At 67.4% G+C, this 26,442-nt stretch carries 29 protein-coding genes and 1 tRNA gene; 9 read left to right on the top strand and 21 right to left on the bottom strand.

What is annotated here, in order from left to right:
• The first annotated feature begins 8 nt into the window (after positions 1-8).
• Entirely contained in the window at positions 9-761 is a 753-nt protein-coding gene (locus RJ1_RS05640) for an IclR family transcriptional regulator (protein ID WP_073358982.1), read from the top strand.
• Here the strand turns inward: RJ1_RS05640 and RJ1_RS05635 are convergent.
• The gene (locus RJ1_RS05635; protein ID WP_073358981.1) at positions 727-1,224 is read right to left on the bottom strand and encodes an RrF2 family transcriptional regulator; all 498 of its coding nucleotides are present in this window, start codon (positions 1,222-1,224) and stop codon (positions 727-729) included. The two genes, RJ1_RS05640 and RJ1_RS05635, sit on opposite strands and share 35 nt — an antisense overlap.
• 100 nt (positions 1,225-1,324) lie before the next feature.
• Here RJ1_RS05635 and RJ1_RS05630 point away from each other — a divergent pair, with 100 nt between their 5' ends.
• Positions 1,325-2,260 carry a sterol desaturase family protein gene (locus RJ1_RS05630; protein ID WP_073359123.1) on the top strand — a complete coding sequence of 312 codons (936 nt, stop codon included), beginning with the start codon at positions 1,325-1,327 and terminating at the stop codon, positions 2,258-2,260.
• Positions 2,261-2,300: 40 nt separating this feature from the next.
• On the opposite strand, the gene RJ1_RS05625 is transcribed toward RJ1_RS05630, so the two are convergent.
• The 8 genes from RJ1_RS05625 to RJ1_RS05590 form a co-directional block, all read right to left on the bottom strand.
• Complete coding sequence (locus RJ1_RS05625; RefSeq protein WP_073358980.1) at positions 2,301-2,621, bottom strand: DUF202 domain-containing protein; 321 nt, start codon at positions 2,619-2,621, stop codon at positions 2,301-2,303.
• Positions 2,622-2,975, bottom strand: a complete 354-nt coding sequence (locus RJ1_RS05620; protein WP_073358979.1) for a YidH family protein — start codon at positions 2,973-2,975, stop codon at positions 2,622-2,624.
• Positions 2,968-4,047, bottom strand: coding sequence for a LysR family transcriptional regulator (locus RJ1_RS05615; RefSeq protein ID WP_083400549.1), 1,080 nt, complete (start codon positions 4,045-4,047; stop codon positions 2,968-2,970). Before RJ1_RS05615 ends, RJ1_RS05620 begins: the two co-directional genes overlap by 8 nt.
• 40 nt (positions 4,048-4,087) lie before the next feature.
• The gene (locus RJ1_RS05610) at positions 4,088-5,281 is read right to left on the bottom strand and encodes an acyl-CoA dehydrogenase family protein (RefSeq protein ID WP_073358978.1); all 1,194 of its coding nucleotides are present in this window, start codon (positions 5,279-5,281) and stop codon (positions 4,088-4,090) included.
• On the bottom strand, positions 5,278-6,513 hold the full coding sequence (locus RJ1_RS05605) for a CaiB/BaiF CoA transferase family protein (protein ID WP_073358977.1): 1,236 nt from the start codon (positions 6,511-6,513) through the stop codon (positions 5,278-5,280). Before RJ1_RS05605 ends, RJ1_RS05610 begins: the two co-directional genes overlap by 4 nt.
• Positions 6,510-7,853 carry an MFS transporter gene (locus RJ1_RS05600; RefSeq protein ID WP_073359122.1) on the bottom strand — a complete coding sequence of 448 codons (1,344 nt, stop codon included), beginning with the start codon at positions 7,851-7,853 and terminating at the stop codon, positions 6,510-6,512. The genes RJ1_RS05605 and RJ1_RS05600 overlap by 4 nt, the downstream gene beginning before the upstream one ends.
• A gap of 170 nt (positions 7,854-8,023) precedes the next feature.
• Positions 8,024-9,925 (bottom strand): alkyl/aryl-sulfatase, encoded by a 1,902-nt coding sequence (locus RJ1_RS05595; protein ID WP_073358976.1) that lies wholly within the window; start codon positions 9,923-9,925, stop codon positions 8,024-8,026.
• Between the two features lie 52 nt (positions 9,926-9,977).
• Positions 9,978-11,297, bottom strand: a complete 1,320-nt coding sequence (locus RJ1_RS05590) for an MFS transporter (RefSeq protein WP_073358975.1) — start codon at positions 11,295-11,297, stop codon at positions 9,978-9,980.
• Positions 11,298-11,454: 157 nt separating this feature from the next.
• Between RJ1_RS05590 and RJ1_RS05585 the strand changes: the two genes are divergently transcribed.
• The gene (locus RJ1_RS05585) at positions 11,455-12,117 is read left to right on the top strand and encodes a TetR/AcrR family transcriptional regulator (RefSeq protein WP_073358974.1); all 663 of its coding nucleotides are present in this window, start codon (positions 11,455-11,457) and stop codon (positions 12,115-12,117) included.
• Here RJ1_RS05585 and RJ1_RS05580 read toward each other — a convergent pair.
• The 6 genes from RJ1_RS05580 to RJ1_RS05555 all read right to left on the bottom strand — a co-directional run bounded on the left by RJ1_RS05580 (position 12,098) and on the right by RJ1_RS05555 (position 15,225).
• Positions 12,098-12,781, bottom strand: a complete 684-nt coding sequence (locus RJ1_RS05580; protein ID WP_073358973.1) for a YceI family protein — start codon at positions 12,779-12,781, stop codon at positions 12,098-12,100. The genes RJ1_RS05585 and RJ1_RS05580 overlap by 20 nt on opposite strands.
• A 69-nt stretch (positions 12,782-12,850) precedes the next feature.
• Positions 12,851-13,645 carry an SDR family NAD(P)-dependent oxidoreductase gene (locus RJ1_RS05575; protein ID WP_073358972.1) on the bottom strand — a complete coding sequence of 265 codons (795 nt, stop codon included), beginning with the start codon at positions 13,643-13,645 and terminating at the stop codon, positions 12,851-12,853.
• 93 nt (positions 13,646-13,738) lie between these two features.
• Positions 13,739-13,829 (bottom strand) — tRNA-Ser (locus RJ1_RS05570).
• Between the two features lie 55 nt (positions 13,830-13,884).
• Positions 13,885-14,076, bottom strand: a complete 192-nt coding sequence (locus RJ1_RS05565; RefSeq protein WP_009477222.1) for a CsbD family protein — start codon at positions 14,074-14,076, stop codon at positions 13,885-13,887.
• Between the two features lie 138 nt (positions 14,077-14,214).
• Entirely contained in the window at positions 14,215-14,673 is a 459-nt protein-coding gene (locus RJ1_RS05560; protein WP_005561213.1) for a nucleoside deaminase, read from the bottom strand.
• Between the two features lie 12 nt (positions 14,674-14,685).
• Entirely contained in the window at positions 14,686-15,225 is a 540-nt protein-coding gene (locus tag RJ1_RS05555; protein WP_073358971.1) for a tRNA adenosine deaminase-associated protein, read from the bottom strand.
• Positions 15,226-15,274: 49 nt separating this feature from the next.
• Here RJ1_RS05555 and RJ1_RS05550 point away from each other — a divergent pair, with 49 nt between their 5' ends.
• Positions 15,275-16,243, top strand: coding sequence for a prephenate dehydrogenase (locus RJ1_RS05550; RefSeq protein WP_073358970.1), 969 nt, complete (start codon positions 15,275-15,277; stop codon positions 16,241-16,243).
• A 51-nt stretch (positions 16,244-16,294) separates the two neighbouring features.
• Here RJ1_RS05550 and RJ1_RS05545 read toward each other — a convergent pair whose 3' ends face one another.
• Positions 16,295-16,882, bottom strand: coding sequence for a putative glycolipid-binding domain-containing protein (locus tag RJ1_RS05545; RefSeq protein ID WP_005248751.1), 588 nt, complete (start codon positions 16,880-16,882; stop codon positions 16,295-16,297).
• Positions 16,879-17,976: a hypothetical protein gene (locus RJ1_RS05540; protein ID WP_073358969.1), complete on the bottom strand. Its 1,098-nt coding sequence runs from the start codon at positions 17,974-17,976 to the stop codon at positions 16,879-16,881. Before RJ1_RS05540 ends, RJ1_RS05545 begins: the two co-directional genes overlap by 4 nt.
• Positions 17,977-18,156: 180 nt before the next feature.
• Between RJ1_RS05540 and RJ1_RS05535 the strand changes: the two genes are divergently transcribed.
• From RJ1_RS05535 to RJ1_RS05520, 4 genes are all read left to right on the top strand, one after another.
• Positions 18,157-19,302 (top strand): DNA cytosine methyltransferase, encoded by a 1,146-nt coding sequence (locus RJ1_RS05535; RefSeq protein WP_073358968.1) that lies wholly within the window; start codon positions 18,157-18,159, stop codon positions 19,300-19,302.
• A 15-nt stretch (positions 19,303-19,317) separates the two neighbouring features.
• Positions 19,318-19,740: a very short patch repair endonuclease gene (locus tag RJ1_RS05530; RefSeq protein ID WP_073358967.1), complete on the top strand. Its 423-nt coding sequence runs from the start codon at positions 19,318-19,320 to the stop codon at positions 19,738-19,740.
• Positions 19,741-19,840: 100 nt separating this feature from the next.
• A complete protein-coding gene (locus tag RJ1_RS05525; RefSeq protein ID WP_240319818.1) occupies positions 19,841-20,107 on the top strand; it encodes a hypothetical protein in 267 nt (88 codons plus the stop codon).
• Between the two features lie 119 nt (positions 20,108-20,226).
• Complete coding sequence (locus RJ1_RS05520; RefSeq protein WP_073359121.1) at positions 20,227-20,658, top strand: nitroreductase family deazaflavin-dependent oxidoreductase; 432 nt, start codon at positions 20,227-20,229, stop codon at positions 20,656-20,658.
• Positions 20,659-20,688: 30 nt separating this feature from the next.
• Here RJ1_RS05520 and RJ1_RS05515 read toward each other — a convergent pair whose 3' ends face one another.
• The 4 genes from RJ1_RS05515 to RJ1_RS05500 all read right to left on the bottom strand — a co-directional run bounded on the left by RJ1_RS05515 (position 20,689) and on the right by RJ1_RS05500 (position 25,826).
• Positions 20,689-21,492 carry an NAD(P)H-binding protein gene (locus RJ1_RS05515; RefSeq protein WP_073358965.1) on the bottom strand — a complete coding sequence of 268 codons (804 nt, stop codon included), beginning with the start codon at positions 21,490-21,492 and terminating at the stop codon, positions 20,689-20,691.
• Between the two features lie 88 nt (positions 21,493-21,580).
• Positions 21,581-22,891, bottom strand: a complete 1,311-nt coding sequence (locus tag RJ1_RS05510) for a serine hydrolase domain-containing protein (protein ID WP_073358964.1) — start codon at positions 22,889-22,891, stop codon at positions 21,581-21,583.
• A gap of 125 nt (positions 22,892-23,016) precedes the next feature.
• The gene (locus RJ1_RS05505; RefSeq protein ID WP_073358963.1) at positions 23,017-24,585 is read right to left on the bottom strand and encodes an MFS transporter; all 1,569 of its coding nucleotides are present in this window, start codon (positions 24,583-24,585) and stop codon (positions 23,017-23,019) included.
• On the bottom strand, positions 24,582-25,826 hold the full coding sequence (locus RJ1_RS05500; protein ID WP_073358962.1) for a cation:proton antiporter: 1,245 nt from the start codon (positions 25,824-25,826) through the stop codon (positions 24,582-24,584). Before RJ1_RS05500 ends, RJ1_RS05505 begins: the two co-directional genes overlap by 4 nt.
• Positions 25,827-26,009: 183 nt before the next feature.
• Between RJ1_RS05500 and RJ1_RS05495 the strand changes: the two genes are divergently transcribed.
• Positions 26,010-26,438, top strand: coding sequence for a DUF6325 family protein (locus tag RJ1_RS05495; protein WP_073358961.1), 429 nt, complete (start codon positions 26,010-26,012; stop codon positions 26,436-26,438).
• Positions 26,439-26,442 lie beyond the last annotated feature (4 nt).

Raw genomic sequence — 26,442 nt, 5'->3', positions numbered from 1 at the left:
AACGAGCCATGGCGATCACCGGTTCGGTGACCATCCGCTCGTTGCGGCTCCTCGAACTCTTCACGCCCGCGGCTCCGCGGCTGACCCTCAGCGACCTGTCCCGGAAGTCCGGGTACCCGCTGAGCACCGTGCACCGGCTGACCAGTGATCTCATCGAATGGGGCGCGCTCGAGCGGGACAGCAGCGGACGCTTCACCGTCGGCCTCAAGCTGTGGGAGATCGCGTCGCTCGCACCCCGCGGCACGATGCTCCGAGAACTGGCGATGCCCGTCATGGAGGACCTGTCGCAGATCACCCGGGAGAACGTCCAACTCGGAATCTGCGAGGGCACCGAGGTCGTGTTCGTCGAACGCATCGCCGGCCAGAAGGCCGTGCCTGTGCACACCCGCGTCGGCGGCAGATTCCCGCTGACGGCGTCCGGCATCGGCCTGGCCCTGCTCGCGTACATGCCCGCCGACGTGCAGGATCAGGTGCTGGCCGGGCCGATCGAGAAGTTCACCGACCGGACCGTCACCGACCCCGTCGTACTGCGGCGGACGCTCGCCGAGATCCGCCGATCCGAGGTCGCGATCAGTGATCGGCAGGTGACCCTCGACGCCGTCTCCGTCGCGGCACCGATCTTCGAACGCCCCGGAACGGCGATCGCGGCCGTGTCACTGGTCGTGTCGGCGGAGGGCGCGTCAGTGAATGCGCTGGTCCCGCTGGTGCGCGCCGCCGGCCGGACGATCAGCCGCGCACTGCGCCCTCGTCCGCCGACGTAGCCGGGCGGGAACGACGCTCCCAGGCCCCCGGGTCGGAGGTGAGAGTGGTGAGGAAACTCGGCAACTGTCCATTCGCCACGTCCGCAAGGCTCACGTTCTCGAGCACGGCACGCAGGTTCACTCGCACCGCGATCCACACGTCCTGCAGTGGGGCGGCCGGACCGCAGTAGTCGACGTCCTCGGGTCGCTCACCGCGCACCGACGCCAGCGGGCCCTCGACGGTCCGGATCACGTCGGCGATGGTGATGTCCTCGGCGGGGCGGGCGAGCCAGTAGCCGCCGTCGGGGCCGCGCCTGCTGTTCACCAGTCCCCCGCGCCGGAGATCGGCGAGGACGGCCTCGAGGAACTTGTGCGGGATGGTCTGCGACTGTGCCAGGAATTCGGCCTTGGACGGTGACGGCCCGGCAGCGGCCAGTTCGATCAGCGTCCGCACGGCGTAGTCCACCTTGGCGGTGATGTGCACACCGAATTCCTACCACCCGAGTATGAAAATGGGCAACTCAGTGATGCCCGTCACGTCGCGGTACATTGACCTGGACGCTCGTCTTGTCGCGGAGGAAGCAATGTGGGACACCGTGACGTCGGCTTGGAACTCGGCGCTGCTGATGCCACTGCACGAACCGGTGACACTGGCCATCCCGGCGTTCGTCCTGTTTCTGGCGATCGAATGGTTCGCAGCCCGGCACCTCGAGGACGCAGCCACCGACCCTGACGGACGGTCCCGCCCGGTTCGGGGCGGCTACGAACGCCGCGACGCGCGGGCCAGCGTCGCGATGGGTGCCGTGTCGATTCTGACGACGACGTTCTGGAAACTCCTCGCCCTGATCGGATACTCCGCCATCTGGGTGTACCTCGCGCCGTGGCATCTGCCCGCCGACGCCTGGTACACGTGGGTGATCCTCATCCTCGGCGTCGACGTGCTGTTCTACACGTACCACCGGATGTCACACCGCATCCGGCTGATCTGGGCCACCCACCAGGCGCACCACTCGAGCGAGTACTTCAACTTCTCCACCGCGCTGCGGCAGAAATGGAACAACAGCGCCGAGATCCTGATGTGGATTCCGTTGCCGCTGATCGGCATTCCCCCGTGGATGGTGTTCATCGGATTCTCCGTGAACCTCGTCTACCAGTTCTTCGTCCACACCGAGCGCATCGACACACTCCCCCGCCCCATCGAATTCGTCTTCAACACACCCTCCCACCACCGCGTCCACCACGGCTGCGACCCCGAATACCTCGACCGCAACTACGCCGGAATCCTCATCGTGTGGGACCGGATGTTCGGCACCTTCCAACCCGAAACCCACCGCCCCACCTACGGACTCACCAAGCCGGTGGGCACCTACAACATATGGAAGCTGCAGACCCACGAATACGCCGCCATCGCACGGGACTGGCGCCGGGCCTCGTCCTGGCGCGACAAGCTGGGTTACGTCTTCGGACCGCCCGGGTGGGCGCCGTCAAGAGCGCGCGAAGACCTGGCGACGACGAAATGATCGCCGCCACGTCCGTGAGGTGAACGAGCACCGACCGTTCTCAGAGGACAATCGCCGACAGTCCGGCGACACTCAGCACCACGACGCTCAACCCGAGCAACGCACCCGTGCCCGTCATCGGCCGGGCGCGTTCGGTGGCGAACAGCGACAGGCGCGCAGGCCGGTGGCGCCACTCGACGGTCGTGACCCCGACGACGAGGAGGCCGGCGATCACCGGACCCACGACCGTCGCCGACCCGATCGGCGGCAGCCAGCGAAGCGATGCCGCAACCACCCCGAGTATCGAGAGCGCCGTACGCGTGAACGCGAGCGATGTCCGCTCGACCTGGAGTCCCTTGTCGGGTGATGGCAGATCGCTCACTCAGGTTGTCGCCAGGCCGAAGAGGAGAGCCGACGCGCAGACGGCCAGGACCGCGCCGGCGATCGGCATCATCACCGGCACCGGCAACGACCGTCCGGCCCGCAGCGCGCGTTCGGCGGCAATCCAGTGGGTGAACGACGCAATCGCGATCACACCGCCGGCGATCAGCAGAACGGCGGCGAGAGGCGTGCGGATCGCCGGAGCAAGCGCCTCCCCCGCGAACGCTTCCAGGCCGACACCCGAGGCCACGAACGCCGTCGCGGTCCGCAGCCACGCCAGGTACGTCCGTTCGTTGGCCAGTGTGAACCGTGGATCCGGGTCCTTCCCGGAGCGAAACGTGAACCCGTCAGGCATTCGCGATCGTTTCCTCCGACGCGGTGCGTCTCTCGGCGTCCGACGCGGTGCGTCTCTCGGCGTCCGACGCGGTGCGTCTCTCGGCGTCCGACGCGGTGCGTCTGTCGGCGTTCAGTTCGTCGTCGGCGAGCAGTGCCGCGTGGAGCAGCGAGGCACCGTCCGCTCGATGGCCGGCGATGAGCGCGTTCCAGTGCGCCAGGTCCGCGTGGCTCTGGATGACGAAGCTCTTCGCCGCCGGGTTCAGCGAGCCCGGCCGGTGCACGATTCCGAACGGCGTACAAATTTCGGGTCGTGTTTCCGCCACCACCGCTCCTGATCTGTGTGCGGCCGTCGCCATCCGCAAGGGAAGGAACGCGCTCGCCGCACCATTGAGCACGAGGGTCATCTGCGCGTGTCGATTCGGCACCTGCGCGCTGATTCGGGGAACCACCGACTCGCGCCGGAGCACGGTGGCGACGATGTCGTTCTCGCGCAGTGCCGAACTGCTCGTCACCAGCGGAACACCTTCGAGCCGGGCCAGTTCGAGCGGCTCCCGGGCGTCGACCGGATCGGTGCCCGGAGGCATGACGAGCAAGAGTCGTTGCACACCCAACTCCACACTGTCGAGGTTGTCGGTCGGCACCGGAAACGTCGTGAATCCCAGCTCGCAGTGGCCCGTGAGCACCTCATCGCACAGGTCTGCCGCGCTCGCGAACTCGGACAGATCGATCCGGATGTCGGGATGCAATCGAGTGAACGATCCACTCCAGGCGGCGACGGCCTCACTCGACATCTCCGGCATCGTCCCGATAGTGATCGACCCCACCTGCAGTTCGCGGGCCCCGCGCATGATGTCCTGCGCTGCCAGGAGGTCGTCGAGCACCTTCCGGGCAGGCTCCAGCAGCAGCTGCCCGGCCGGGTTGAGTACCAGGTTCCGCCCGGTGCGGTGAAACAGGCTCAGCTTCAGTTCACGCTCGAGTTGACGGATGCCCTGCGAGAGCGATGCCTGCGCCACGTGGAGGTGCTGGGCGGCGCGGTTGACGCCGCCGTGCTCGACCACAGCGAGGAAGTACTCGAGCTGACGGATGTCCATCAGTCCATCATCCCTTCGTCGAACCGGCCGCCGTCCTCGCTCACACGCGATACGAATTGGGAAGTGTGCCGTCGGTTGCCACCTGTCGGATCATCGCCTTGGCCAGGTTTCGTTCGTGGACCGGAGAGGATCCCTCATAGATCCGCAATGCGCGGACATCGCGCCACATGCGCGGCACCGGGTGCGGGCCGACGATGCCCTCGCCGCCCAGCAGTTGAACACAGCGGTCGGCCACCCGGCTCGCCATCTCCGAGCTGTACAGCTTGGCCGCCGCGATGCGGTGGCGTGGAATCGCACCCTCGTCGAAGGTTCGAGCACACTCGACGGTCAGGGCCCGTCCCGCCTCGAGCTCCGCGAAGCACGCGCCGAGGGTCGCCTGGACTGCGCCGAGATCGGCCAGCGGAGCACCGAACTGCTTGCGGCCCAGGACGTGTGCCGTCGTCTCCTCCAGGATCCGGGTCGCCTGGCCGACGCAGGTCGCCGCGACGTGCAGGCGGGCGTGGTTGATGCCGCGCAACGCCATCGACAGTCCCGTGCCTTCGACGTCACCGAGGAGGTTGGCGGCGGGCACCCTCACACCGTCGAAGTAGATCTCACCGACGGGTGCCTCCGCGTGCCCGTTCATGACGGTGGGCAGGGCCGTCCGCACACCGGGCGACGCGGCATCCACGATGAAGGCCGACACCCCGCCCGCCCCCTCGTCGGACTCGCTCGTGCGGGCGAAGACCAGGAACGCGTCCGCCCACGCGGCGTTCGTGATGTACCGCTTGCTCCCGTCCAGCACATACCCGTCGCCGTCGCGCACAGCGGTGGTACGCAGGTGGGCGGCATCGGAACCCGCCGACTCCTCCGTCAGCGCGAACGCCGTGACCAGTTCACCGGCGGCCATTGAGGGAAGCATCCTCCTGCGCTGCTCCTCGGTGCCGTGGTCGAGGATCGCCTGCGAGCACAATCCGATCACGGTCGAGAAGCGTGACCGGTAGACGCACGACGCGCGGGTGAACTCGAGAGTGAGCCGCACCTGCTGTTCCATCGACCACTCGAGACCGCCATACGCGCGCGGGATGGAAATGCCGAACAAACCGAGAGAAGCCATTCGCGCGAGGATGCGGGCAGGAACCTCACCGGCCTCCACCATCTCGTTCTCGGCGGGAATCAATTCGTTCTCGGTGAATTCGGCGATGGTCTTCAGGTATGTCGGGAAATCCTGGTCGAGAACGTCGGGGTCGATCATGAGCGAGTGCCTTTCGACGTGGTTCGGTGGGAAGTGGCGCCGGCGACGACGTGGCCGTCGAACAGCCTGGAAATTTCATCGTCCGTGAAGCCGAGTTGCTCCAGGACGGGAACGGTGTCCCGGCCCACCGCGGGTGCGGCCGCCGAAGAGGTGCGGCGACGCCCGTCGAGAGTGAATGCCAGACCCGGGCTGGTGAACGAATCACCCTCCGATGCAGCGACTTCGACGAGGATGCCGGATGCGAGCACATCCTTGTCCTCGACGACGTCGTCGAAGGATCGGATTGCGCCGCAGACGATCTGGGCCGACGAGAGCAGCGCAACCGCCTGGTCCCGCGTCATTCCGGCGAATGCGTCGCCGAGGGTCGACAGCAACTCGGCCCGGTGCTCGACCCGCGCGGCGTTGTCGACGAACCGTAGATCGCCGATCATGTCGGGACGTCCGACGAGATGGCAGAGTGCAGACCATTTTTCGCTGGTGTACGCGGACAGGACGATCATTCCGTCGGCGACCCGAATGACGTCGGCTGCAGGTGCCGCGTGGGCCTGACCGTTTCCCCGGCGACGCGGGGCGTCGCCGGTAAGGGTGTACTCCCCCCAGCTCGTGGACTGTACGGACAACACGGCTTCCATCAACGACGTCTCGACGTGTGCACCCCGTCCGGTCGATTCCCGTTCGTACAGTGCGGCGAGTATGCCCGTCGCCAGCGCATTGGCCGCCGTCACGTCCGCGGCGGGGAATCCGAGCCGTTGGGGCGCACCGTCGGCGGCACCGGTCGCGTGCATGAGACCGAATTCCGCCTGTGCGGCGATGTCGAGTCCCGGCCTCGTTCGCGACGGTCCCTCCGACCCGAATCCCGTGACGCTCGCGTACACCAGGCGGGGATAGCGCCGACGCAGTTCCTCGGGCCCGATTCCCAGCCGCTCCGCGGATCCGGATCGGAAGTTCTGCACCAGCACATCCGTGTCTGCCAGCAGCCGATGAAGGATCGTCCGCGCCTCCGGATGACCGAGGTCGAGGGCAATGCTGTCCTTGTCCCGGTTGTAAGCCCGCACCATCGCCTCACCGAAGACTCCGACTCGACGCGCCTGATCGCCGCGCAGACTCTCCACCTTCAGCACGGACGCACCGAGGTCGGCGAGGGTCTGTCCCGCACTCGGCCCGGCGATGTACTGACCGAGGTCGAGTACCCGGATGCCGGACAGCGGTCCGCCGTTCCTGTTCGTACTCACCGGCCCTCCCGCTCCGCATCGACGGCAGTCAGATCCTCGAGCGTCGCTCGGGCCTTCTCCGGGTCGAGCATCACACCGCCGATCACACCCAGCACGCACACGGTGACGCCGACGCAGAGGAAGCCGGTCGAATACCCGGCGGCGGCGGTGGGCGAATGCTCGACGATGAGCCCGAGCGCATACGGCGCCACGATCCCGGCGACGCTGTACGCGGCAATGATGCAGCCGAAGAACGCGACTCGTTGACGGGCAGGAAGGAAGTCCGACGCACCGGCGAACGCCACCGAGAAGGCGACACTGTTGACCGCGAACGCCGCGATCACGAACACCAGTTGCATCGGCCCCGGGTCGAGCTGGGTGAAGATCATCATCGACAGGCCGCCGGCCACCAGATACGCACCTGTGAGATACCCGCGGGCAACCCGCGACGAGTGGCCTCTGCGCAGTAATCGGCCCGACAGTATCCCCGCGGACAGCAGGACCACGACCGCGACGACGTAGGGAATCGTCACCAGCGCTCCCACCGTGCCCGCCGAGTATCCGAGTCCCTCGTTCAGGTAGGCCGGCAACCACGCCACTTTCAACGAGGAGATCAGGTAACCGGCGAAGGACAGCATCACCAGGCCCCAGAAGCTTCGCAGCATCAGGAGACGACGGAAGGGAACGACGATGTCACTGTTCGCATCGTGGACCTCAGGAGTGCCGTCACCTCCTTCGGTCTTCCTGAACGGCAACTGGTCTGCGTACCACAGCCAACCGATCAGCCAGAGCACCCCGACCGCGACGAGGACGACGAAGGCGGCGTGCCACGACCACGCCAGAATCACCCAGGTGAGGGTGGGTGCGGCGATCAGAGGGCCGACCGACGAACCCGCATTGACGATGGCGCCGGCCGTCGCCCGCTTTTCGGGAGCGAAACGGTCGGCCACGATCGACTGGCACAGCGCGTGTGCAGGTCCTTCGAAAAAGCCCAGCACAATTCGGCACGTGATCAGCACACCGAACGATGTCGGCACCGTGAGCGGCGCCATGCTGAGAATCCAGGCGAGCATGAGAAGCGCTGCGCCCCAGGTGTAGGAGATCTTGCGGAGAACTGCGGACAACGTGACCGCACCCACCGCGAACAACCAGAAGAATGCACTGCTGAGTAGCCCGTACTGGCCGGCGGTGAGGCCGAGGTCGTGGCGAATCTGCTGACTCGACAGTCCGACCGCCGCCTTGTCGGCAAAATTCAGAGTGAGGAACAAGAACAGGAACAGCACGATGCCCCACGCGCGTCGATCGCCGACCCGGTGGGGTCTGCGACCGACATCGCGGGAGTGCATATCCGTAATCGCCATGAAGACCTCCGACATGTCTCGGCTCAGGTAGTGTGGCCCCGCGTGATGCCCGTTGCCGGCACCTCAGGAGCGATGCCTCCATCACATCCAAGTACCGCCACGTCATCAACGGGCAATACGAGGTCGGACCGTTCGGTTGTCCCTATAGGCGCTGGACCGCACGCACTTCCCTACGGCGTCACGATGTCGAAGCTGGGCTCGAAGTGATCGCACAACGCGAACAACTCGTAGAACGCTTCACTGTCACCGCTGAGGACGGAGGCGCCCGCGGCGATCGCGTCGTCCACGGAGAGTCTTCCGAGCACCAGCATCGCCAGCGTGCCGCGGTCCAGTTCGACCGAGACGTCGGCAGGCGCGTCGGCCTTCTGGGGGTGGGCGCTGCGGATCAGGACGCCGCGTCGCACTCGCACGAGGCGTTGTTCTTCGGTGTCGGACACCCGGATCCGAATGCCGAGGTCGTGTTCGGCAGCTTTGGGCCCATTGAGTCTGATGGCCAGGTAGTTCAGCAGCATGTCTGTGGTCATGGCTGCCAGAACGTCCGGCGACGCCGCTCCACGACCTCGTACTGCCACGCCGTCACGCAACTCCTGGGCGCCGGTGAGGTAGAAGTTGCGCCACGGTGCCGATTCGGCCTGGTAACCGAGTTGTTCGAGGGCGTCCGCTTGCAGGTTCAGCGCATCCCGGTTTCCCGGGTCGGCGAAGACGACATGATTGACGACCTGCACGACCCACCGGTAGTCGCCGTCGTCGAAAGATCGGCGCGCCTTCTCGAGAACGGCATCCGGTCCGCCCATGAAGTCGACGTAGCGTGCGCCGGCCGCCACTGGTTCGTGCGGATGCAGGTTGGCAGGATTGCCGTCGAACCAGCCGAGGTACTTCTGATACACGGCCTTGACGTTGTGATCGAGGGTGCCGTAGTAGCCGCGGTTCGCCCAGAACGAGTCGAGACTGTCCGGTAGTTCGATCATCTCGGCGATCTCGACCATGGTGTGGCCGTGAGCGGCGAGCCGCAGAGTCTCGTCGTGCAGGAATCGATAGAGGTCCCGTTGCTTCTCCAGGAATTCCTGAATGTTCGCCCTGCCCCACACGGGCCAGTGGTGACTGATGAACAGGACATCGGATTCCGCACCGAACTGCTCCAGCGCCTCGTGGATGTAGTCACTCCAGGCCGCAGCGTCGCGGATCTGCGCACCTCGCAGCGTGTAGAGGTTGTGCATGTTGTGAGAGACGTTCTCCGCCATGCACAGTGCGCGGAATTGGGGGAAGTGGAAATTCATCTCCGCAGGCGCCTCGGAGTCCGGAGTGAACTGGAAGACGATCCGAACTCCGTCGAGAGTGAGTTCCTGCCCGCTCTCCGTGACGAGGTCGGTTGGCTCGAGGAGAGTGGTTGTGCCCCTGGCCAATGCGATGCCCAGACCGGTGGAGACGAGCCCCCGCGCGCCGGGTGGCAACGTGACGCCGTACATGTAGTGCGCACGCCTGGTCATCGGTGTGCCCGCGTAGACGTTCTCACTGATCGCGTGCGCCATGAACCCTGTCGGCGCCACGATCCTGATCGCGCCCGACCGCACGTCGTCCTCCGACACGATGCCCTTCACGCCACCGAAATGATCGGAGTGACTGTGCGTGTAGATGATTGCTCGGATCGGCCTGTCGCCGAGATGTTCCCGTACCAACTGCATGCCCGCGGCCGCGGATTCCGCGGTGAGCAGGGGATCGATGACGACGTAACCGGTGTCGCCCTCGACGACGGTCATGTTGGAGATGTCGAGGCCACGGATCTGATAGATGCGGTCGACCACCTTGAACAAGCCGTGGTTCATGTTCAATTGGGCCATCCGCCAGAGGCTGGGGTTGACCGTGTCCGGCGACGAGCCCGCGAGAAATCCGAAGCGTTCCAGATCCCACACCGTCGATCCGTCCGGACCCGTGACGATCTTCGGGGCGATCGAGGCGATGAATCCTCGCCGAGCATCGTCGTAGGATCGGCGGTCGTCGAACGGCAACTGTTCGAGCACAGCCTGATTGGCTGCGATCGTCTCCGCGGTCGCCGCCTTGGGTTCGAACGTCATGAGAGGTCTCCTTCGTGAAATGTGAACAGAGGTTGTCGAGAAGGTCGCGCGCCTACGGATGGGCCGGAACACGCACCGCCGCGGCGGACGCCCTCAGCCTCCGGGCGTCGCGCGCCGGTCGGACGAACGCAATCACCACCGCTCCGGCCACGACGAGCACCGCACCCATCACGAGCCACGCGTGCTCCAGACCGGTGGTGGCGTCGTGCCCGCCCGACGTGAGACGGCCCGTGATCGCGGGAGCGATGATTCCCGCCAGGGCGTAGAGCGCTGAGTACGTCCCCAGAACACCGCCCCGCTGTTGCACGGGCGCGATCTCCGCGCACAGCGTCGCGCCGATCGGAAACAGTGCAACCGCCAGCACGCCGACCATCCACAGCCCGAGCTTCGCGCCGAGTCCGGGGACCTCGACCACCAGCACCACCGACAGTCCCGAGACGAGGAGCAGCACCCCGCCCAGCGCTCCGTGGGCGACACGGCTGGACACCCCGCGCGCGAGTAGACGCGTGATCAGAAAACCCAGTCCGACATAGGCGATCGCGACGGTGAATACTTCCCTGACCACCATGACGTTGCTCGTGCCTGCCAGGGACAGGCCCAGCACGTCCTGGAGGTAGAGCGGACCGAACGAGAGTCCGATCGCGACGGTCCAATACGCCGCGAAGGCACCGAAACTCGCCGCGAGAAACGTTCCGCTGGTGAAGATCAGCCGATAGGGAACCCGGGGGCCTGCGCCGAGTTCATCTCGTGCAGTGACGGACTCGCCCTCCGCGGAGGGCCCTTCCTTCCCCAGCACGAGCCACACGACGCACCACACCAGACCCACCACCGCGGTCATGACGAATGCCGAACGCCACCCGTGGTGGACGATCATGTAGGTCAGCACCGGAGCGCCGATCAGCACCCCCAACGCGCCACCCGAGGTCAGCAGCGCGCTCCCCAGGCTGCGGTCGGAGTTGCGCAGCCATGCGAACGAGGCGTGATTGATCAGGGGGTAGGTCGGCCCCTCCGCGGCGCCGAGCAGCACGCGGGAGGCGAGGATCATCGCAACCCCACCCGCGGCCGCCATGGAGAACTGAGCCACCGCCCAGACCAGCGCGATACCGAGGATGAGCCACTTCGTGCGCAACCGGTCGCCGGCGAATCCACCGACCACGGCGGTGACGAAGAAGAGAAAGAAGAACGCACTGGAGATCAGCCCGTACGACTCCAGGGACAGATGAAATTCCTGGGTGATCGACTTCGCCGCCAACCCGAATGCCAGCTTGTCGGCGAAGTTGATCACCATCAGCACGGTCAGCAGGCTGACGATCAACCACGCCCGGGCACCGCTCCTGCCGGACGGCGCCGAACACGGAACTCGCAATGTCATCGGAACACTCCTGCCTCGAGGCCCTACGGTCGGCGACAGTCGCACCGCTACGCGGACCCTCCTACTAAGTGGCATGCGTCACGAAGTTAAAACACATGCATTAATTTTCGCAAGGGTTCTGACAGAATGGCAGTTCACGACGAGACCGAGGAGGGTCATGGCCGGCGCAACCGGGGTAACCGAGTCCACGCGTGAGCGAATGATCCTCACAGCGGAAAGGCTGTTCGGCGAAAGAGGTATCGGCGCGGTCTCACTCCGCGAGGTGGGCACCGCCGCCGGCCAGCGCAACACCGCGGCGGTCCAATACCACTTCGGCGACAAGGACGCACTTGTCGCAGCAATCTTCGAACACCGGATGACCGGCATCAACGAAGAACGTCTCCAGATGCTTGCCGCAATGCACGCACAGGGGCAGGACAGCAGTCTGCGGTCACTGCTGGAAGCGTTCGTCTACCCACTGGTCGCCGGCACCGCCGAGGCGGACAGCCACTACGGCCGATTTCTCGTGCAACTCACCATCGATCCGCGCTACCGCGTCGGCTGGGACTGGGACGCTGCCCGCAGCCTTCGGCTGGTGTGGCAGGGAATCCATCGCTGCCTCGCGCCGATGCCCGGTCCCACGATCGACGAACGACTCCGGATGCTCAGCCACGTGGTGCTGCACACGGTCGCCGACCACGAGTCGGCGGGCGGATCCGAGCCCTCGGACCTCCCCCCGACGTGGGCGGTCGGTCTCGTCGATGCCGCCGAGGGCCTACTCTCGGCACCTGCCTCCGCACCCGGTCAGGGAGCGTCCGGGCTCAGGAGCGCGCGAAGCTGACCAGGAAGTCGACCGTGCCGTTGCCGTCCACGGTCACGAAGCCCAGTGACGGCGGCGTCACACCGAAGTCCGTCCACGTCACCGGGATGCTGCCCGACGCGATGAGGTCGTCGCCGGAGCGCAACACGTCGATGTCGACCGCCACCGGACGCGACTGCCCCTTGAGGGTCAGCGTGCCCTGCGCGGTGACCGTTCCCACCGAGCCGTCCGCCGGCAGCCCCGACAGGTCGACCGGAGAGTCGACGATGAACGTGGCGGTCGGGAAGGTGCCGGTGTCCATGACGTTGCCGCGGAACTGGTTGTCGCGGCGGGACTGATCGGTCGCGATGGTCGCCACCTGCACCGTCACCTCGCCGGCGGTGAGTTTCTCGCCCTCGACGGTCGCGGTGCCGGTGACGTCGCCGGTCGACCCGACCACGGTGACGCTGGCGCCGTTGAGGATCTCGTGGACGGTGTACCCCGCTGCGGTCTGGTTGGAGCCCTGGCCCGGTGTGACGGTCCACTGCCCGTCGACCGACCCGGTGGCCGCTTCCGCGCCCTCGGTGGACACCGAGGCCGCCGGAGCGTCGTCCTCTGCGATGAACTGGCCGTAGAACCACGGTCCGACCAGCACCGCGAGAACCACAACGACTACTGCGCCGACCAACCACCACAGCTTTTTCATGAGATCAGGCTAGTTGCAGCTTCAATGGCTGTCACTCGCTACGACCTGGGAGTGCGCTGTGAACGGCCGTCACGGGACGATCGAATCGATATAGCCGCCGTCGACGCGCACCGCCGCTCCGGTGGTCGCCGACGCCTGCGCCGAACCGAGATAGACGACCATGTTGGCGATCTCCTCGGGCTCGATGAGGCGCTGCAGCAACGACTGCGGCCGGTACTTCTTCATGAACTCGCGCTGAGCGTCGTCCCACGGCAGGTCCGTGTCGACCAGGCTGTAGACGAAATCCTCCACACCGCCCGTATGCGTCGGACCGGCGAGGACGGCATTGACGGTGACGCCCGTCCCCGCCGCCTCCTTCGCGAATCCGCGTGAGACCGCCAGCAACGCCGTCTTCGACATCCCGTAATGGATCATCTCGGCGGGGATCACGATCGCGGAGTCGCTGGCGATGTCGAGGACCCGGCCCCAGGACCGCTCGATCATGCCGGGCAGCACCATGCGGGTCAGCCGGATCGCCGACAGCACGTTCACCTCGAAGTAGCGGCGCCACTCGTCGTCGTCGATTTCCAGGGCGGGCTGCGAGCCGAAGATCCCGAGATTGTTGACGAGGATGTCGACGGTCGGCACGAGGTTCATCACCCGCCGCGCGCCGTCGTCCGTCGTGACGTCGGCGGCCGCGGGAACGAACTCGCCGCCCGGGACCTCCGAGCGGAGTCGCTCGATCGCGGCACCCACGGACTCCTCGGTGCGTCCGTTGATCGCCACCCGCGCACCGGACCGGGCCAGGCCCGCGGCGATCGCGGCGCCGATGCCCTGCGTCGATCCGGTGACCAGCGCCGTCCTGCCCGTCGAGTCGATGCGCATGCCCGTGCCCCTTCCCGTTCAGGACACGCTAACGAACAATCGCGGGCCGGATACACAAAAAGCTCCCCACCTGCGTGTGCAGGTGGGGAGCTTTGGCGGTGGCGGAGGGATTTGAACCCTCGGACGGGGGTTACCCGTCACACGCTTTCGAGGCGTGCTCCTTAGGCCGCTCGGACACGCCACCGCCGGTGACTTTACCGGATGTGGCGCCCGAGCCCGAAATCGCCAGGTGAAGCCGTTTAAGTCAGCTTGTCCTTGAGGTTCTTGGCGGCGTCCTTGACCTTCTCACCGGCATCCTTTACCGCCGATGACGCCTGGTCGGCCTTGCCTTCGTCGCGCAGGTCCGGATCGCCCGTCGCCTTGCCGGTGGCTTCCTTGGCCTGGCCCTTCAGATCTTCTGCCTTGTTCGAAGCTTTGTCAGCGATTCCCATGAGATACCTCCGTGAATCCGTTTTCGGACCCGACTCCGGGTCCGGCGGCACCTCGTCGGCGCCTTCCTCCAGAGAAGCACGGGTCAGGTGGACCCGGCCACATACTGTCGAGTACCCCACGAAAGCGTTTGAAACCGGTCAGCGGCGTTCACGGAAGAAATCCTCGAGGATGCCGGCGCATTCGTCCTCGAGTACACCGCCCCTGACCTGCGGACGATGAGTGAGCCGGCGATCGCGGACCACGTCCCAGAGTGAGCCCACGGCACCCGTCTTCGGCTCCCATGCCCCGAACACGACCCGGGAGATCCGGGCCAGCACGAGCGCGCCCGCGCACATCGTGCACGGCTCCAGGGTCACCGCCAGCGTCGCCCCCTCGAGGCGCCACCCGTCGCCGTACACCCTCGCGGCCGCCCGCAACGCGATGATCTCCGCGTGGGCCGTCGGATCCGACATCGCCTCCCGCGAGTTCACGGCCCGCGACACCTCGACACCGTCGGCGTCGAACACCACCGCACCCACGGGCACGTCGGCGTCGGTGGCGGCCCGGGCCGCCTCGATCGCCGCGCGGATCATCCGCTCGTCGTCCTGAAGTGTCACGGCGGCCGGAAACTACCGGGGAAGCTTGTCGAGGACTCCGGCGAGCTCCGTGGTGAACCCGAGCCGCTGCGCGATCATCCCCAGCTGCTCGTCCGGGTAGAGGTCCGTCTCGGACGTGATGACCGCCAGAACGGGTTCGGGCAGGCCGAGGTCGGAGAGCAGCGACAGGTCGCCCTCCTCCCAGGGTTCGATGTCGTCGAGTTCGTCCGGGTCGATGTCCGGGACCTCGATGTTGAGGGCCTCGAGGACGTCGGCGGCGATGTCGTAGTCGATGGCGGCGGTCGCGTCGGACAGCAGCAGCCGCGTTCCCGACGGCGCCGGCCGGAGCACGACGAAGAACTCGTCGTCCACGTCCAGCAGACCGAAGAACGCGCCCGCGCTACGGAGGGCCCGAAGCTCCTCCTCCGCGACGCTGAGACTGGTCAGAGCAGCCGACGTGAGGGCCTTGACCTTCCATCGGCCGTCCTCGTGTACTACCGCGACACCGAAGCCCTCCAGATCCTCTGCCCGATCCGAGGAGGCGCTGTTGTTTTCCGCGCGCTGTGCACCCATGAGCGCAACGGTAGCCCGCGGGGTGCCGGTAAATGAAGTCCGCACTGGAATGTGCCAACCTGTTCGGGTGTCTGATACCGCTTCCGCACCTCCGGTGTGCGTGCTCGGCCTGGGATTGATCGGCGGTTCACTGCTGCGTGCGGCGGTCCGGGCGGGCCGCGAAGCATGGGGTCACAACCGATCCGCGCCGTCCGTCGACGCCGCCCGGGCGGACGGCTTCGACGCCGACACCGACCTCGTCGCGGTGCTCCAGCGCGCATCGGCCGAGTCTGCGCTGATCGTGATCGCGGTCCCCGTGCCCGCGGTCGCCGCGACCCTGACCGCGATCGCCCTGTACGCGCCGAACTGTTCGATCACCGACGTCGTCAGCGTCAAGGCGGAAGTCGCGGCGGCGGCGGCCCGTCAGGGACTCGCCGACCGCTACGTGGGCGGGCACCCGATGGCGGGAACGTCGGCGTCGGGGTGGAGCGTCGGCAGCGCCGACCTGTTCCGGGAGGCCGTGTGGGTGGTCGGCACCGACGACGGCGTCGACCCCGGCATCTGGACGCAGGTCACGCAGCTCGCGTTGGACTGCGGTTCCGTTGTCGTACCTGCCGAGTCCGCGGAACACGACCGGGCGGTCGCACGGATCTCGCACCTGCCGCACCTGCTGGCCGAGACCCTCGCGATCACCGGGGCCCGGGGCGGACCGCTGGCGCTGGGTCTGGCGGCCGGATCGTTCCGCGACGGCACCCGGGTCGCGGGCAGCTCGCCCGGACTCGTCCGGGCCATGTGCGAGGGCAACCGCGACGCCCTGCTCGTCGCCCTGGACGAGGCCCTGGTGCTGCTGCAGGACGCGCGGACCGAACTGTCGGAGCAGTCGTCCACGGCGACGCTCGTCGACGCCGGTCACACCGCGCGCCTGACGTACGACAACCAGGAGACGTGGGAGATCACCGGCATCGTCCCCGGCAGCGACGGCTGGATCGACGAGATGCGCGACGCGGGTCGGCGAGGAGGGCGGCTCCGCCGCCTGTGAGTGCTCGACGAGTGCAGAGACTCGCTGAGCACTCACGAGCGGCTCCGCCGCCTAAATCCGTTCGGCCAGGCCCGGGTAGTCGATGATGAACCCGTCTCGGTCGACGGTCACCGACGAACTCGACACCGGCGACAGCACGTGGATGCCGTCGGGGCCGCTGCTGTAGGTGAGGATCGCTCCCTCGACCCGCAGGTCCAGGAGGTTCACGTAGACGACGGGGACCTCGACGTCCTCGGACCCGAGGTGCAGGCCGTACCGCCGGATGGGCAGCGCGTTGAAGAAGGGGCTGAGCACCATGTCGACGTCGAGCGCGCCGTCGAACGTGGACCGCTGGTGGTTGGCGCCGTGCTCCACCATCCACGTGCCCTCTTCGTCCCGGCTGATCGACATCTGTCGCTCACCGGCCGCGACGGACGTCCGCAGCGACAGCCGGCGGGTGACGCCGCTTTCGTCGGTGACGAGGTCATAGGACGCGCTGAACGCGGGATGCTCGGGGCACTCGCCGCCGATGATCCGGCCTGCGGCCTTGATGCGGTCGCCGTTGAGCTGGACGCGCACCGATTCCATTCGGGGTGCGTTGTCCGCCCGCCACGTCAGTACTGCGGGCCAGGTCGAGGCACCGGAGGCTTGGATGCTCACCTGTCTACGGTAAGCGACGACGGCTCCCGGGGTGGCAACGGGCCGAGTTTCGTTGCAGCAGAGTTGTCGAGTGCCAGCGCCCGGGCGCGTTCCGTGACCGCGATGCGTGACGAGAACACGACGAGGGCACCGAGTCCGACCGCCACGTTCAGCAGCGCCCCGAACTCCTGGGCGACGAAGTCGAACACCTCGGTGAGCAGGACCGTGACCAGGGCGGCCGCCCGCAGGAACTGCAGCGGCCACAGCTTGCCGTTCCGCAGTCGCACGATCGCCGCCCAGCACAGCACGAAGGCGATGGCGGACCCGGTGAGCTGGCCGATGGTGGTGATGTCGGTTCCCTCGTCGCCGCGGAGGTCGTCGCCGAGGGTGACCACGGCGTTGAGCAGTCCCAGGGTGGAGAACAGGGTGAGCAGCACGGCCGCGGTCCAGAGCATGCCACGACCCTTGGCGAAGGCGGGGGTCGCGCGCCGGGCCAGTTCCCGAGCGGTGGGGACGGCGCGGCCGGCACGGTCGGGACAGCGAGCGAGCAGATCCCGCACCGACGTCAGCGTCGCGTGATCGGCCCCGCCGGCGGCGGCGCGGCGTAGCTGGGCCAGCGCCTGGTCCCGGCGTCCGCGGTCCAATCCGCGGTCCAGCCCGCCGAGCGCGATCGCGGCGGCGTTGGCGACGTCCTCCGTGGGGGTCGGCGGCCGAACGTCGTGCAGCGACCGGTTGACCAGCAGCAACACGACGATCACCACGTACATGATCGCGATGGACGGCCGGTAGAAGTAGTCGTTGGTCTTGGTGACGAACTTGCCGATCTCGTCGAGGAACAACCCGAACCCGATGCCGCCGACCACGACACCCAGGACCCGCGGTTTCATCCCGAGGAACGAGAACACGGTGACGAGGGCCACGACCATTCCGAGTCCACCCCACAGGACGTGCGCGATGTGCAGCGAGGAGCCGCCGACCTGCGGATATCCGGTGAGGTGAAGGTAGGCACGGGTGAGCAGGATCGTCACGATCCCGATGATGACGAACGCTTCGACGAGGCCGCTGCCCTGAGCGTCACGCAGCAGGTGCGACCGGTGCCGGAAACCCGAGATCATGGCGCCTCCCTGTGTTCCCACCTAGGGGAAGTCTAGGTGCGCTTCGCGCCCGTGAGTACTTGTTAACCGCCCGCGGTTAACAAGTACTCACGGGTCGTTGGTCAAAGCGGGCGCAGATCTCGAGTAACGTTCTCGGGTGACTGGTTCGTGAGGAAGGGTGCCGTGACGTCAACCGGGAGCATGGTGGGCCTGTTCGCCGGTATCGGCGGGCTCGAGTTGGGTCTGAGAGAGCACGGCTGGAACACCGAACTGCTCTGTGAGATCGACCCGGGCGCCCAGGCGGTTCTGCGTACCCGATTCGCGGACGTCCCTGTGCATTCCGACGTCACCAAGCTGCGTTCCCTCCCCCAGGACATCGAACTCGTGGCCGCCGGTTTCCCCTGCCAGGACCTCTCCCAGGCCGGCCGGACCGCCGGCATCACGGGCCCGCGTTCCGGACTCGTCGACGAAGTGTTCCGGTTGGTGAAGCGGAAGAAGGGCCCGCGCTGGCTCCTGATCGAGAACGTTCCGTTCATGCTGCAGCTGGGCCGGGGCGCGGCTATGAGACACATCACGGACGCCTTGGAGGACCTCGGCTACACGTGGGCGTACCGGGTGGTCGATGCGCGTGCCTTCGGTCTCCCCCAGCGTCGGCAGCGGGTCCTGATGCTCGCCTCCCGAACCGAGGACCCGCGCGCGGTCCTGTTCGGTGAGGACGCCGGGGAACGACCCGTCGACGATCCCGCCGACGTCCCGTGCGGCTTCTACTGGACCGAGGGCACCCGCGGCCTCGGGTGGGCCGTCAACGCGGTGCCCACGCTGAAGGGCGGTTCGTCCGTCGGAATCGCGAGCCCGCCGGCCGTGCGACTGCCGTCGGGCGAGATCGTGACCCCCGGACTCGTCGACGCCGAACGCCTGCAAGGTTTCGACCCCGACTGGACGGCGCCGGCCGCGCTGGTGCCCGGTCTGCGGAACAGTCATCGGTGGAAGCTCGTCGGCAATGCGGTGAGTGTGCGGATGGCGTCGTGGGTCGGTCGGCGACTGATCGAGCCGGCCGGTTACGAGCGGGGCATCGAGACACCGATGAAGCCGGGCGACGCCTGGCCCGCGGCGGCGTGGGGCAGCAACCGTCAGGCATTCCGGGTGCACACGTCGACGTGGCCGGTGCAGGAACCGTACGAGGATCTCAGCGGATTCCTCGAGGACACCCGACTGCTGTCGGCGCGAGCGACCGCCGGCTTCCTGAAACGGGCGCGGATGGGGAATCTGCGTTTCGTCCCCGGTTTCATCGACGACGTCGAGAGCCACCTCGACCGCATGGGCGGCTTCCCCGAGGCCGCCGCGTAGGCGGACGGATCCGCGATGCCCGCCACCGATCCCGCGACCAGCGCCCGGATGCGGGCGCAGCGGCGGCGCGACACGGCACCCGAGTTCGCTCTGCGCCGGGAATTGCACCGGCGCGGGGTCCGGTACTTCGTGGACCGGGCGCCGATGAAGGGTGTCCGGCGTCGCGCCGACCTGGTGTTTCCGCGACGGAAGGTGGCCGTGTACGTGGACGGCTGCTTCTGGCACAGCTGCCCGCAGCACGCGACGTTCCCGAAGAACAACGCGCAGTGGTGGGCCGACAAACTCGCCGGGAACGTCACCCGCGACCGTGACACCGACACGAGGCTGACGGACGCCGGGTGGACGGTGGTGCGGATCTGGGAGCACGAGAATCCGGTGGTCGCCGCGGACAAGGTCCAGCACGCTCTGGAACACGGGCACTCCCCGCCTCGGCAGTGAAGGTGTTGCATTTTCCACCCCTGGGGGTCTGGTCGCGCGCCCCGGATCGGTGCAGGATGATGTCATCACCAACTACTCGAACCACCGTCGGAGGAGCATGATGATCCGCCGAATCGTCGCGGCGGCCTCCATTGCGTTTGCAGCAGCGGCCGTCCCACTCGTCGGTCCGGTGGCCTTTGCCGTGGCTGCACCGGGCGACACCTACATCAGCAATCCCCCGGCCAACCCGACCGATCAGAGTTTCTGCGACGACCAGGCCGCCCTCGCCAACAACCTCGCGGGCAAGGGTGACTTTGCGCGAGCCGACGGCGTCGTGTCGGCCGCGAACATGAGCGGTTGCCGCATCTACACCTTCCACAGCCCGTAACCCGTCGCCGAGGGCAGGCCGGTCAGCATTCGCGACACCGTGCTGCACGCGGTTCGCCGCGCCTGACGACGGTCTACTGTGTGGGCACGATCTGTTCCGAGTGCCGAGACGAGGACGCCGTGGCCGACCTGTTCGTGAAAACCCTTCAGCTGCATCAGTTCGTGTACGAACGCAGCGGCGGCTGGGTGGGGCACCGGTTGCTGTTCGGGATGCCGACCCTGCTGTTGCGCAGCGTCGGCCGGAAGTCCGGGCAGCCGCGCACGTCCGCGTTGACGTACGGCCGGGACGGCGCCGCCTTCCTGGTCGTCGCCTCGAAGGGCGGCGCACCCACATCGCCGGCGTGGATGCACAACGTGCTGGCCGCGCCGACTTGCGAGATCCAGGTGGGCCGCGAGCACATCACGGTGGTGGCGCGGAAAGTCCTGCCGGGCGACCCGGATTACGACCGGATGTGGGCGACGATGAACGAGATCAACCACGGCCGGTACAGCGAGTATCAGACGAAGACGACGAGGCCGATCCCCGTCGTCGCGCTCACCCCGAACCGTTGACTCGAGCAGCCGGGACGGGTCGACGAGACCTCAACGGAATTCGCCGGCGTGCGCTGCGGCCCACTGCGCGAAGGTGGTTGCCGGGCGTCCGGTGAGTTGCTCGACGAGACGGTTCGACTGCTGGGGAGCGTCGACGAGGCTCGCCATCCCGTCCAGGTACCAGCGGGCGTACTCACCCATCGCGGGGCTCAGCACCTCCACTGCCTCGTCCAGGGACACCTGCCGGTATTCGATGTTCCGCCCGAGGGCGGCGCCGAGGAGGCGCACGAGGTCGGCGCGGGTGATCGTCTCGGGGCCGGTGAGTTCGTACGACGCGCCGACGTGCCCGTCCTCGAGGAGGGCGACGGCCGCGACCTCGGCGATGTCGTCCATCGCGATGGGCGCGTTTGCTGCCGTCGGATACGGTTCGCGCACCGTGTCTCCCGCCGCGATCTGCGGGGCCAGGATTCCGGCGTTCTCCATGAATTCGCCGGGCCACAGATGCGTCCATTCGATGCCGGACGCCTCGACGGCCCGCGCGACGTCGCCCCAGTGGCCGTCGTGGGGACCGGACAGGTCGACGACGTGCCGCACTCCGGCCTGCTTCGCCAGGGCGAGTGCGTCCGGTGCGGTGTCGGGAGTCGGTGCGAGATAGAGGGAATCGACTCCGTCGAACGCCGCGGGCAGACTGTCGAGCCTCCGGAGGTATCCCTCGACCACCATGACCGAACCCGGAAGTTGCGCCTTGTCAGGATGATTGGTGAGGGCCCGGACGTCCGTCGCGCCCCGCGCGAGCAGGTGGTCGACGAGCATTCTGCCGATGTTCCCGGTTGCCCCCGTCACCAGAATCGTCATGTCCTGCACGCTACTGAGCCCGGCGCGGCCGCGGCAAGGCATGTGAGTGGCAATGTGTGCTCGCGCACGCATTGCCACTCACCTGGGGTCAGCTGGTGGGCGGGGCGGGCGTGGAGGTTTGCGGTGTCTCCGACGGCGTCGGCGTCGCCGGGGTCGACGCGTCCGGGTTCTGCACGTCGGCTCTCAGGTGATAGATGTGTTCCGGGGAGATGATCTCGGTGATCGCCCCCGCCAGCGCCGTACTCGGCTCGCTGTCCTCGTAGGCGATGTCGGTGTTGATCATGATCGCGAGGGTCGTTTTTTGCTCGGGGAGGTAGATGCACACCGTCTGGTACCCGGGCAGGCTGCCGTTGTGCCCGATCCAGCCGGCGATGTCGAAGATGCCCAGACCGTAGCCGACGTCGGACGCCAGTCCCGGGGCGTTCACCGTCTCGAGCCGTTGCGCCTGCGTGGCCGGCTGCAGCAGCGTTCCGGTGGCCAGCGCCGGTGCCCAGATGCGCAGGTCGTCGAGGGTCGAGATCATGGCGCCCGCCGACCATCCCCAGGACGGGTTCCAGTCGGTGGCCGTGGCTTCCTTGCCGTCCAAGGTCTGCTCGGTGTAGCCCTGCGCGTGCGGTTCGGGGAAGGCGTTGGTGGTCGGGAAGCTCGTATCCGCCATCTTCAGCGGCTGGATGATCTTCTGCGTCACGTATTCCGGGAGCGGCATTCCGCTGACCTTCTCGACGACGAGTCCCAGCAGGATCGTGTTCGTGTTGGAGTACTCGAATCCCTGCCCGGGCGGGAAGGTTGCGGGCTGCGTGAACGCGTACCCCAGCAACTGTTGCGGCGTGAACTGCGTCTGCGGGTCGGTGAGCAACGCCTTCTGGAAGTCCTCGTTGGCCGAATAATTGGGTAGCCCACTCTGCATCCGGGCGAGTTCGCGCAGGGTGATCTGATCACCCAGCGGCACACCCTCGATGTACTTGGAGATCGGATCGTCGAGAGCGACCTTGTCCTCGTCGACCAGCTGCAGAATGCCGGTGACCGTGAACGTCTTTGTCACACTGCCGATTCTGTGGAAGAAGTCGGACTCCATCGGCTCGCCCGACGACTTGTCCGCAACACCGAACGCCTTCACGTAATTACCGTCCGGCCCCCAGACGCCCACGATCGCGCCGGGTATCGCCGCCATCGACATCGTCTTCTCGATCGCCTCGTCGAGCCGGTCCGCGACGCCGGGGTCGATCTGCGCGTCCGCCCCGGTGCTCTGCGACCCCGACTGTTCCGTCGTCGAGGTGGCGGAGGCGCCCGTCGAGGACGAATCGTCGGAGCACGCCACCGGCACCACCAGCAGCAATGCTGCTGCGGCTGCCGTGAGGATCCGTCGCCGATTCGTCTTGGTCACGACCTGAGCTGTCATCGTGCGGTCCCGTCGTCGAGGTGCCCCTGCCGGAAATTTACTCCGCGACCGTGGGGCGAATGTGCCTTTCGACGCTTCCGAAGCGGCAAGCGGTACATTCGCCCTAGTCCGTTCCCTCGGTCGCCCTAGTCCGTGTTCTCGGTCGCATAGTCGGCCAGCAGCCGCTTCTCCTCGTCCCGGCGCGGGAAGAAGAAGAACACCACCACGGCTCCGGCGCACACCACGAGGATGGCGGCGAGGTACGCGCGGTCGTCGCCGTCGAGGAAGGCGTTGCGGGCGGCGGTGATGATCTGCTCCGCGTACTGCGGGTACCGCTCGGCGAGCACCTCGGCACTGGAGAACGACTTGGTCAGTGCTGCTTGGGTTTCCGGTGTCACCTCGCTCGCGTTCGGCGACGCCGCGATCTGCGCCGACAGCGACTTCGCGTAGCCGGCGGTGAGCACGGCGCCGAGGATCGACTGCATGATCGCGCCACCGAGGTCGCGTTGCAGGTCGGACGTGCCGGACGCCATGCCCGCGCGCGACACCGGGACCGATCCGGTCAGCGAGCGGGACGCGGGGGTTCCCGCGAACCCGACGCCGATACCGACGAACGCGTAGGCGAGCGCCACCCACCAGAACGTCGCGTCCTCGTCCCACCACACCAGCGCGACCACCAGTCCGAGGACGACGAAGAGGTAGCCGAGCAGCAGCGTGAATCGGGCGCCGTGGGATTCGACGAGTTTCGCGGAGCGGGGCGCGACGATGACCATCGCGACGGCGGCCGGGATGATCGCGGATCCGGCGGCGAGAGTGGAGTACTCGAGCACGTTCTGCAGGAACTGCTGCCCGATGAACATCGCTCCCATCAAAGCGCCGAACACGATCACCCCGCCGACCGCGGCCACCCAGAACGTCGGTCGGGCGGCGACGTGCAGATCGAACAGCGGGTGCGCCGCCCGGCGTTGCTGCAGGAAGAACGCGGCGCCCGAGGCGAGTGCGATCACCCCGAGCCCGAGGGCGGTCGCTCCCGCGCCGTCGACGGGGGCGAAGTTGATCGCGAGGATGAGCGAGGCGATGAAGACGACGGAGATGATGCCACCGAGATTGTCGACGGGATCGGTCGTCTCGTTGACGTGGGCGGGCACCCACACGATGGCGCAGACGAGGGCGAGACCGGCGAGGGGAAGGGTCACGAGGAACACCGAACCCCACTGGAACTGCTCGAGCAGCGCGCCCGACACGATCGGTCCGAGCGAGGAGATCGCGCCGCCGAGGGCCGACCACAGGGCGATCGCCTTGGTCCGCGGCGGCCCCGACCACAGTGCGGTGATGATCGCGAGGGTGGTGGGGAACGCGAGCCCGGCCGACACACCGCCGAGAACGCGTGCGAGGAACAGGATTTCGCAGTTCCCCGCGAATCCGGCGATCGCCGACGCCGGCAGCGACAGCGCCATGCCGAGCACCAGCATCTGTTTGCGCCCGTAGCGGTCGCCGAGGGCCCCGAGATAGAGGACGGACGCGGCGAGCCCGAGGGAGTACGCCACCGCGATGAGGTTCAGCTGCGTCTGACTCGCGTCGAATGCGCGGCCGATGTCGGGCAGCGCGACGTTCGCGACCGACAGGTTCAGGTTGGCGACGGCGGCAACGAGGATGAGGGTGGCGAGGATGATCGTCGCCCGGGCCGGTGCCTGCGTCGTTTCGGTGCGAGTCACGGTCTGCTCCCGGGGTTCGTGTCGCCACCCGGCGGGGTGCCTGCCGTGTCGGCCGCCGGTTCGGGGCTCGAGGCGAGCAAGGTCGCGGCGAGCGGGAAGAGGAGGACCGTGATCGCGCCGGCCGCGACGAGGACGGACGCGTTGGCGGACGTCATGTCGCCGGAGTCGACGGCCACCCCGGTGACGGCCACGATCAGCGGCAGTCCCGTTCCCGCGTACAGCGCCAGCTGGGTGCGTTCACGGACGGTGAAGGGCGGGTCCGTGCCGTCGGCTCCCCGGTCGAACCTGCCGGCGAGGTAGACCGGTCCGGCCCGCACCAGCATGATCAGGAGGACGAACGCGATCAGGACTCCGGGTTCCGATGCCACCGCGGCGACGTCGATGGCCATGCCCGACGTGACGAAGAAGATCGGGATCAGGAACCCGAACGCCAGGCCGTCGAGCTTGGTTTCCAGGGTCTCGTCGCCGTCGGGGGTGGCCCGCCGCAGGATGAACCCGGCCGCGAACGCGCCGAGAATGGTGTCGAGGCCGAACGACGCCGCCAGCACGGTGAGTGCGACGAGGAGCAGCATGGTCAGCCGGACCGTGGTCTGCGACGTCGTCTCCGACCCCGACCGGATGATCGCGGTGATGCGCGAACCCTCGCGCCGCACCCGGGCCGGTATGAACGCGACCAGCACCGCTGCGGCCGTGAACAGTCCGAGAACCACGATCGACGCCACCGACCCGCGGGAGCCGAGCAGAACCGCCATCGCCACGACGGGGCCGAGTTCACCGAATGCACCGTGGTTGAGGATCGTCTTCCCCAGCCGGGTGTCGAGCGCTCCGGCGTCCCGCAGGATCGGCAGCAGCGTCCCGAGCGCCGTCGACGTCATGGCGATCGCCACCGCGGTGCCCGCATCGACCACGTGGACGAGGCTCAGCAGCGTCACCACCGCGAACGCCAGCGCCAGCGACACCAGCCACGTCACCAGGGCCCGCCGCCCGCCGCGGCCGGTGATCTCGGCCGTGTCGATCTCGTACCCGGCGAGCAGGAAGAGCAGGCCCAGCCCCAGATCGCGCAACAGCTCGATCTCGCTCCCCTCCACCGCCAGATCGAAGACGTGGGGGCCGATCACGATCCCGGCGACGAGGAGCAGCACGACCTCCGGCACCAGCTTCCGGGGAAACAGCCCGGCCAGCAGCGGAGCCACCACCGCGCCCGCGACGATCCAGAACAGCGAGGCTCCCACGGAAGGCATGCATCACCCCGTCTCTCGAACCACCGGAAACAGCACTGGGCTCGAGCCTCACAGAGCCCGGATCACGAGACATCATCCGTAAGGGATGAACGCCACCACCCGGAATCACCCGTCGTGGATGATGCGCCGCTCCCGGCCGGTGGTGATCATCGACATCAGGGCACCCCAGCGCAGGGAGAGTAGATGTCGAATTCAGCTGAAGATGTCGGTCCGGTCGCGTTTCTCTTTCTCACCTTTCCGGGCGAGCAGGCCGATCCCGAAGTGGTCGAGACCTTCCGGGACGCAGTCGACAAGGGTCTGGTCACCATCCTCGACCTCGTGTTCCTCTCCAAGGGAACGGACGGAACGATGCGTCAGGTCGAGGTGGACGAGGACCTCGACAGCATCGGTCTCGCCGCCCTGTCGCTCGAGGCCAACGAACTGATCAGCGACGAGGACCTCGAGGTGGTGCGCGAATCGCTGGAGCCGGGCTCGTCCGCCGTCGCGATCGTCTACGAGCAGACGTGGGCGCGAAAAGTCGCGGCCGCCTCCCGAAAAGCAGGTGGCGAGGTCGCTCTCCACGTGCACATCCCGCGCGAGGTGGTCGAGGCGGCCATCGCCGCGGCGACCTGACTCG

Origin of the sequence: Rhodococcus jostii NBRC 16295, from assembly GCF_001894825.1 — a bacterium.
Taxonomy (GTDB): domain Bacteria; phylum Actinomycetota; class Actinomycetes; order Mycobacteriales; family Mycobacteriaceae; genus Rhodococcus_F; species Rhodococcus_F jostii.
This window is presented reverse-complemented; position numbering and strand designations above follow the sequence as displayed.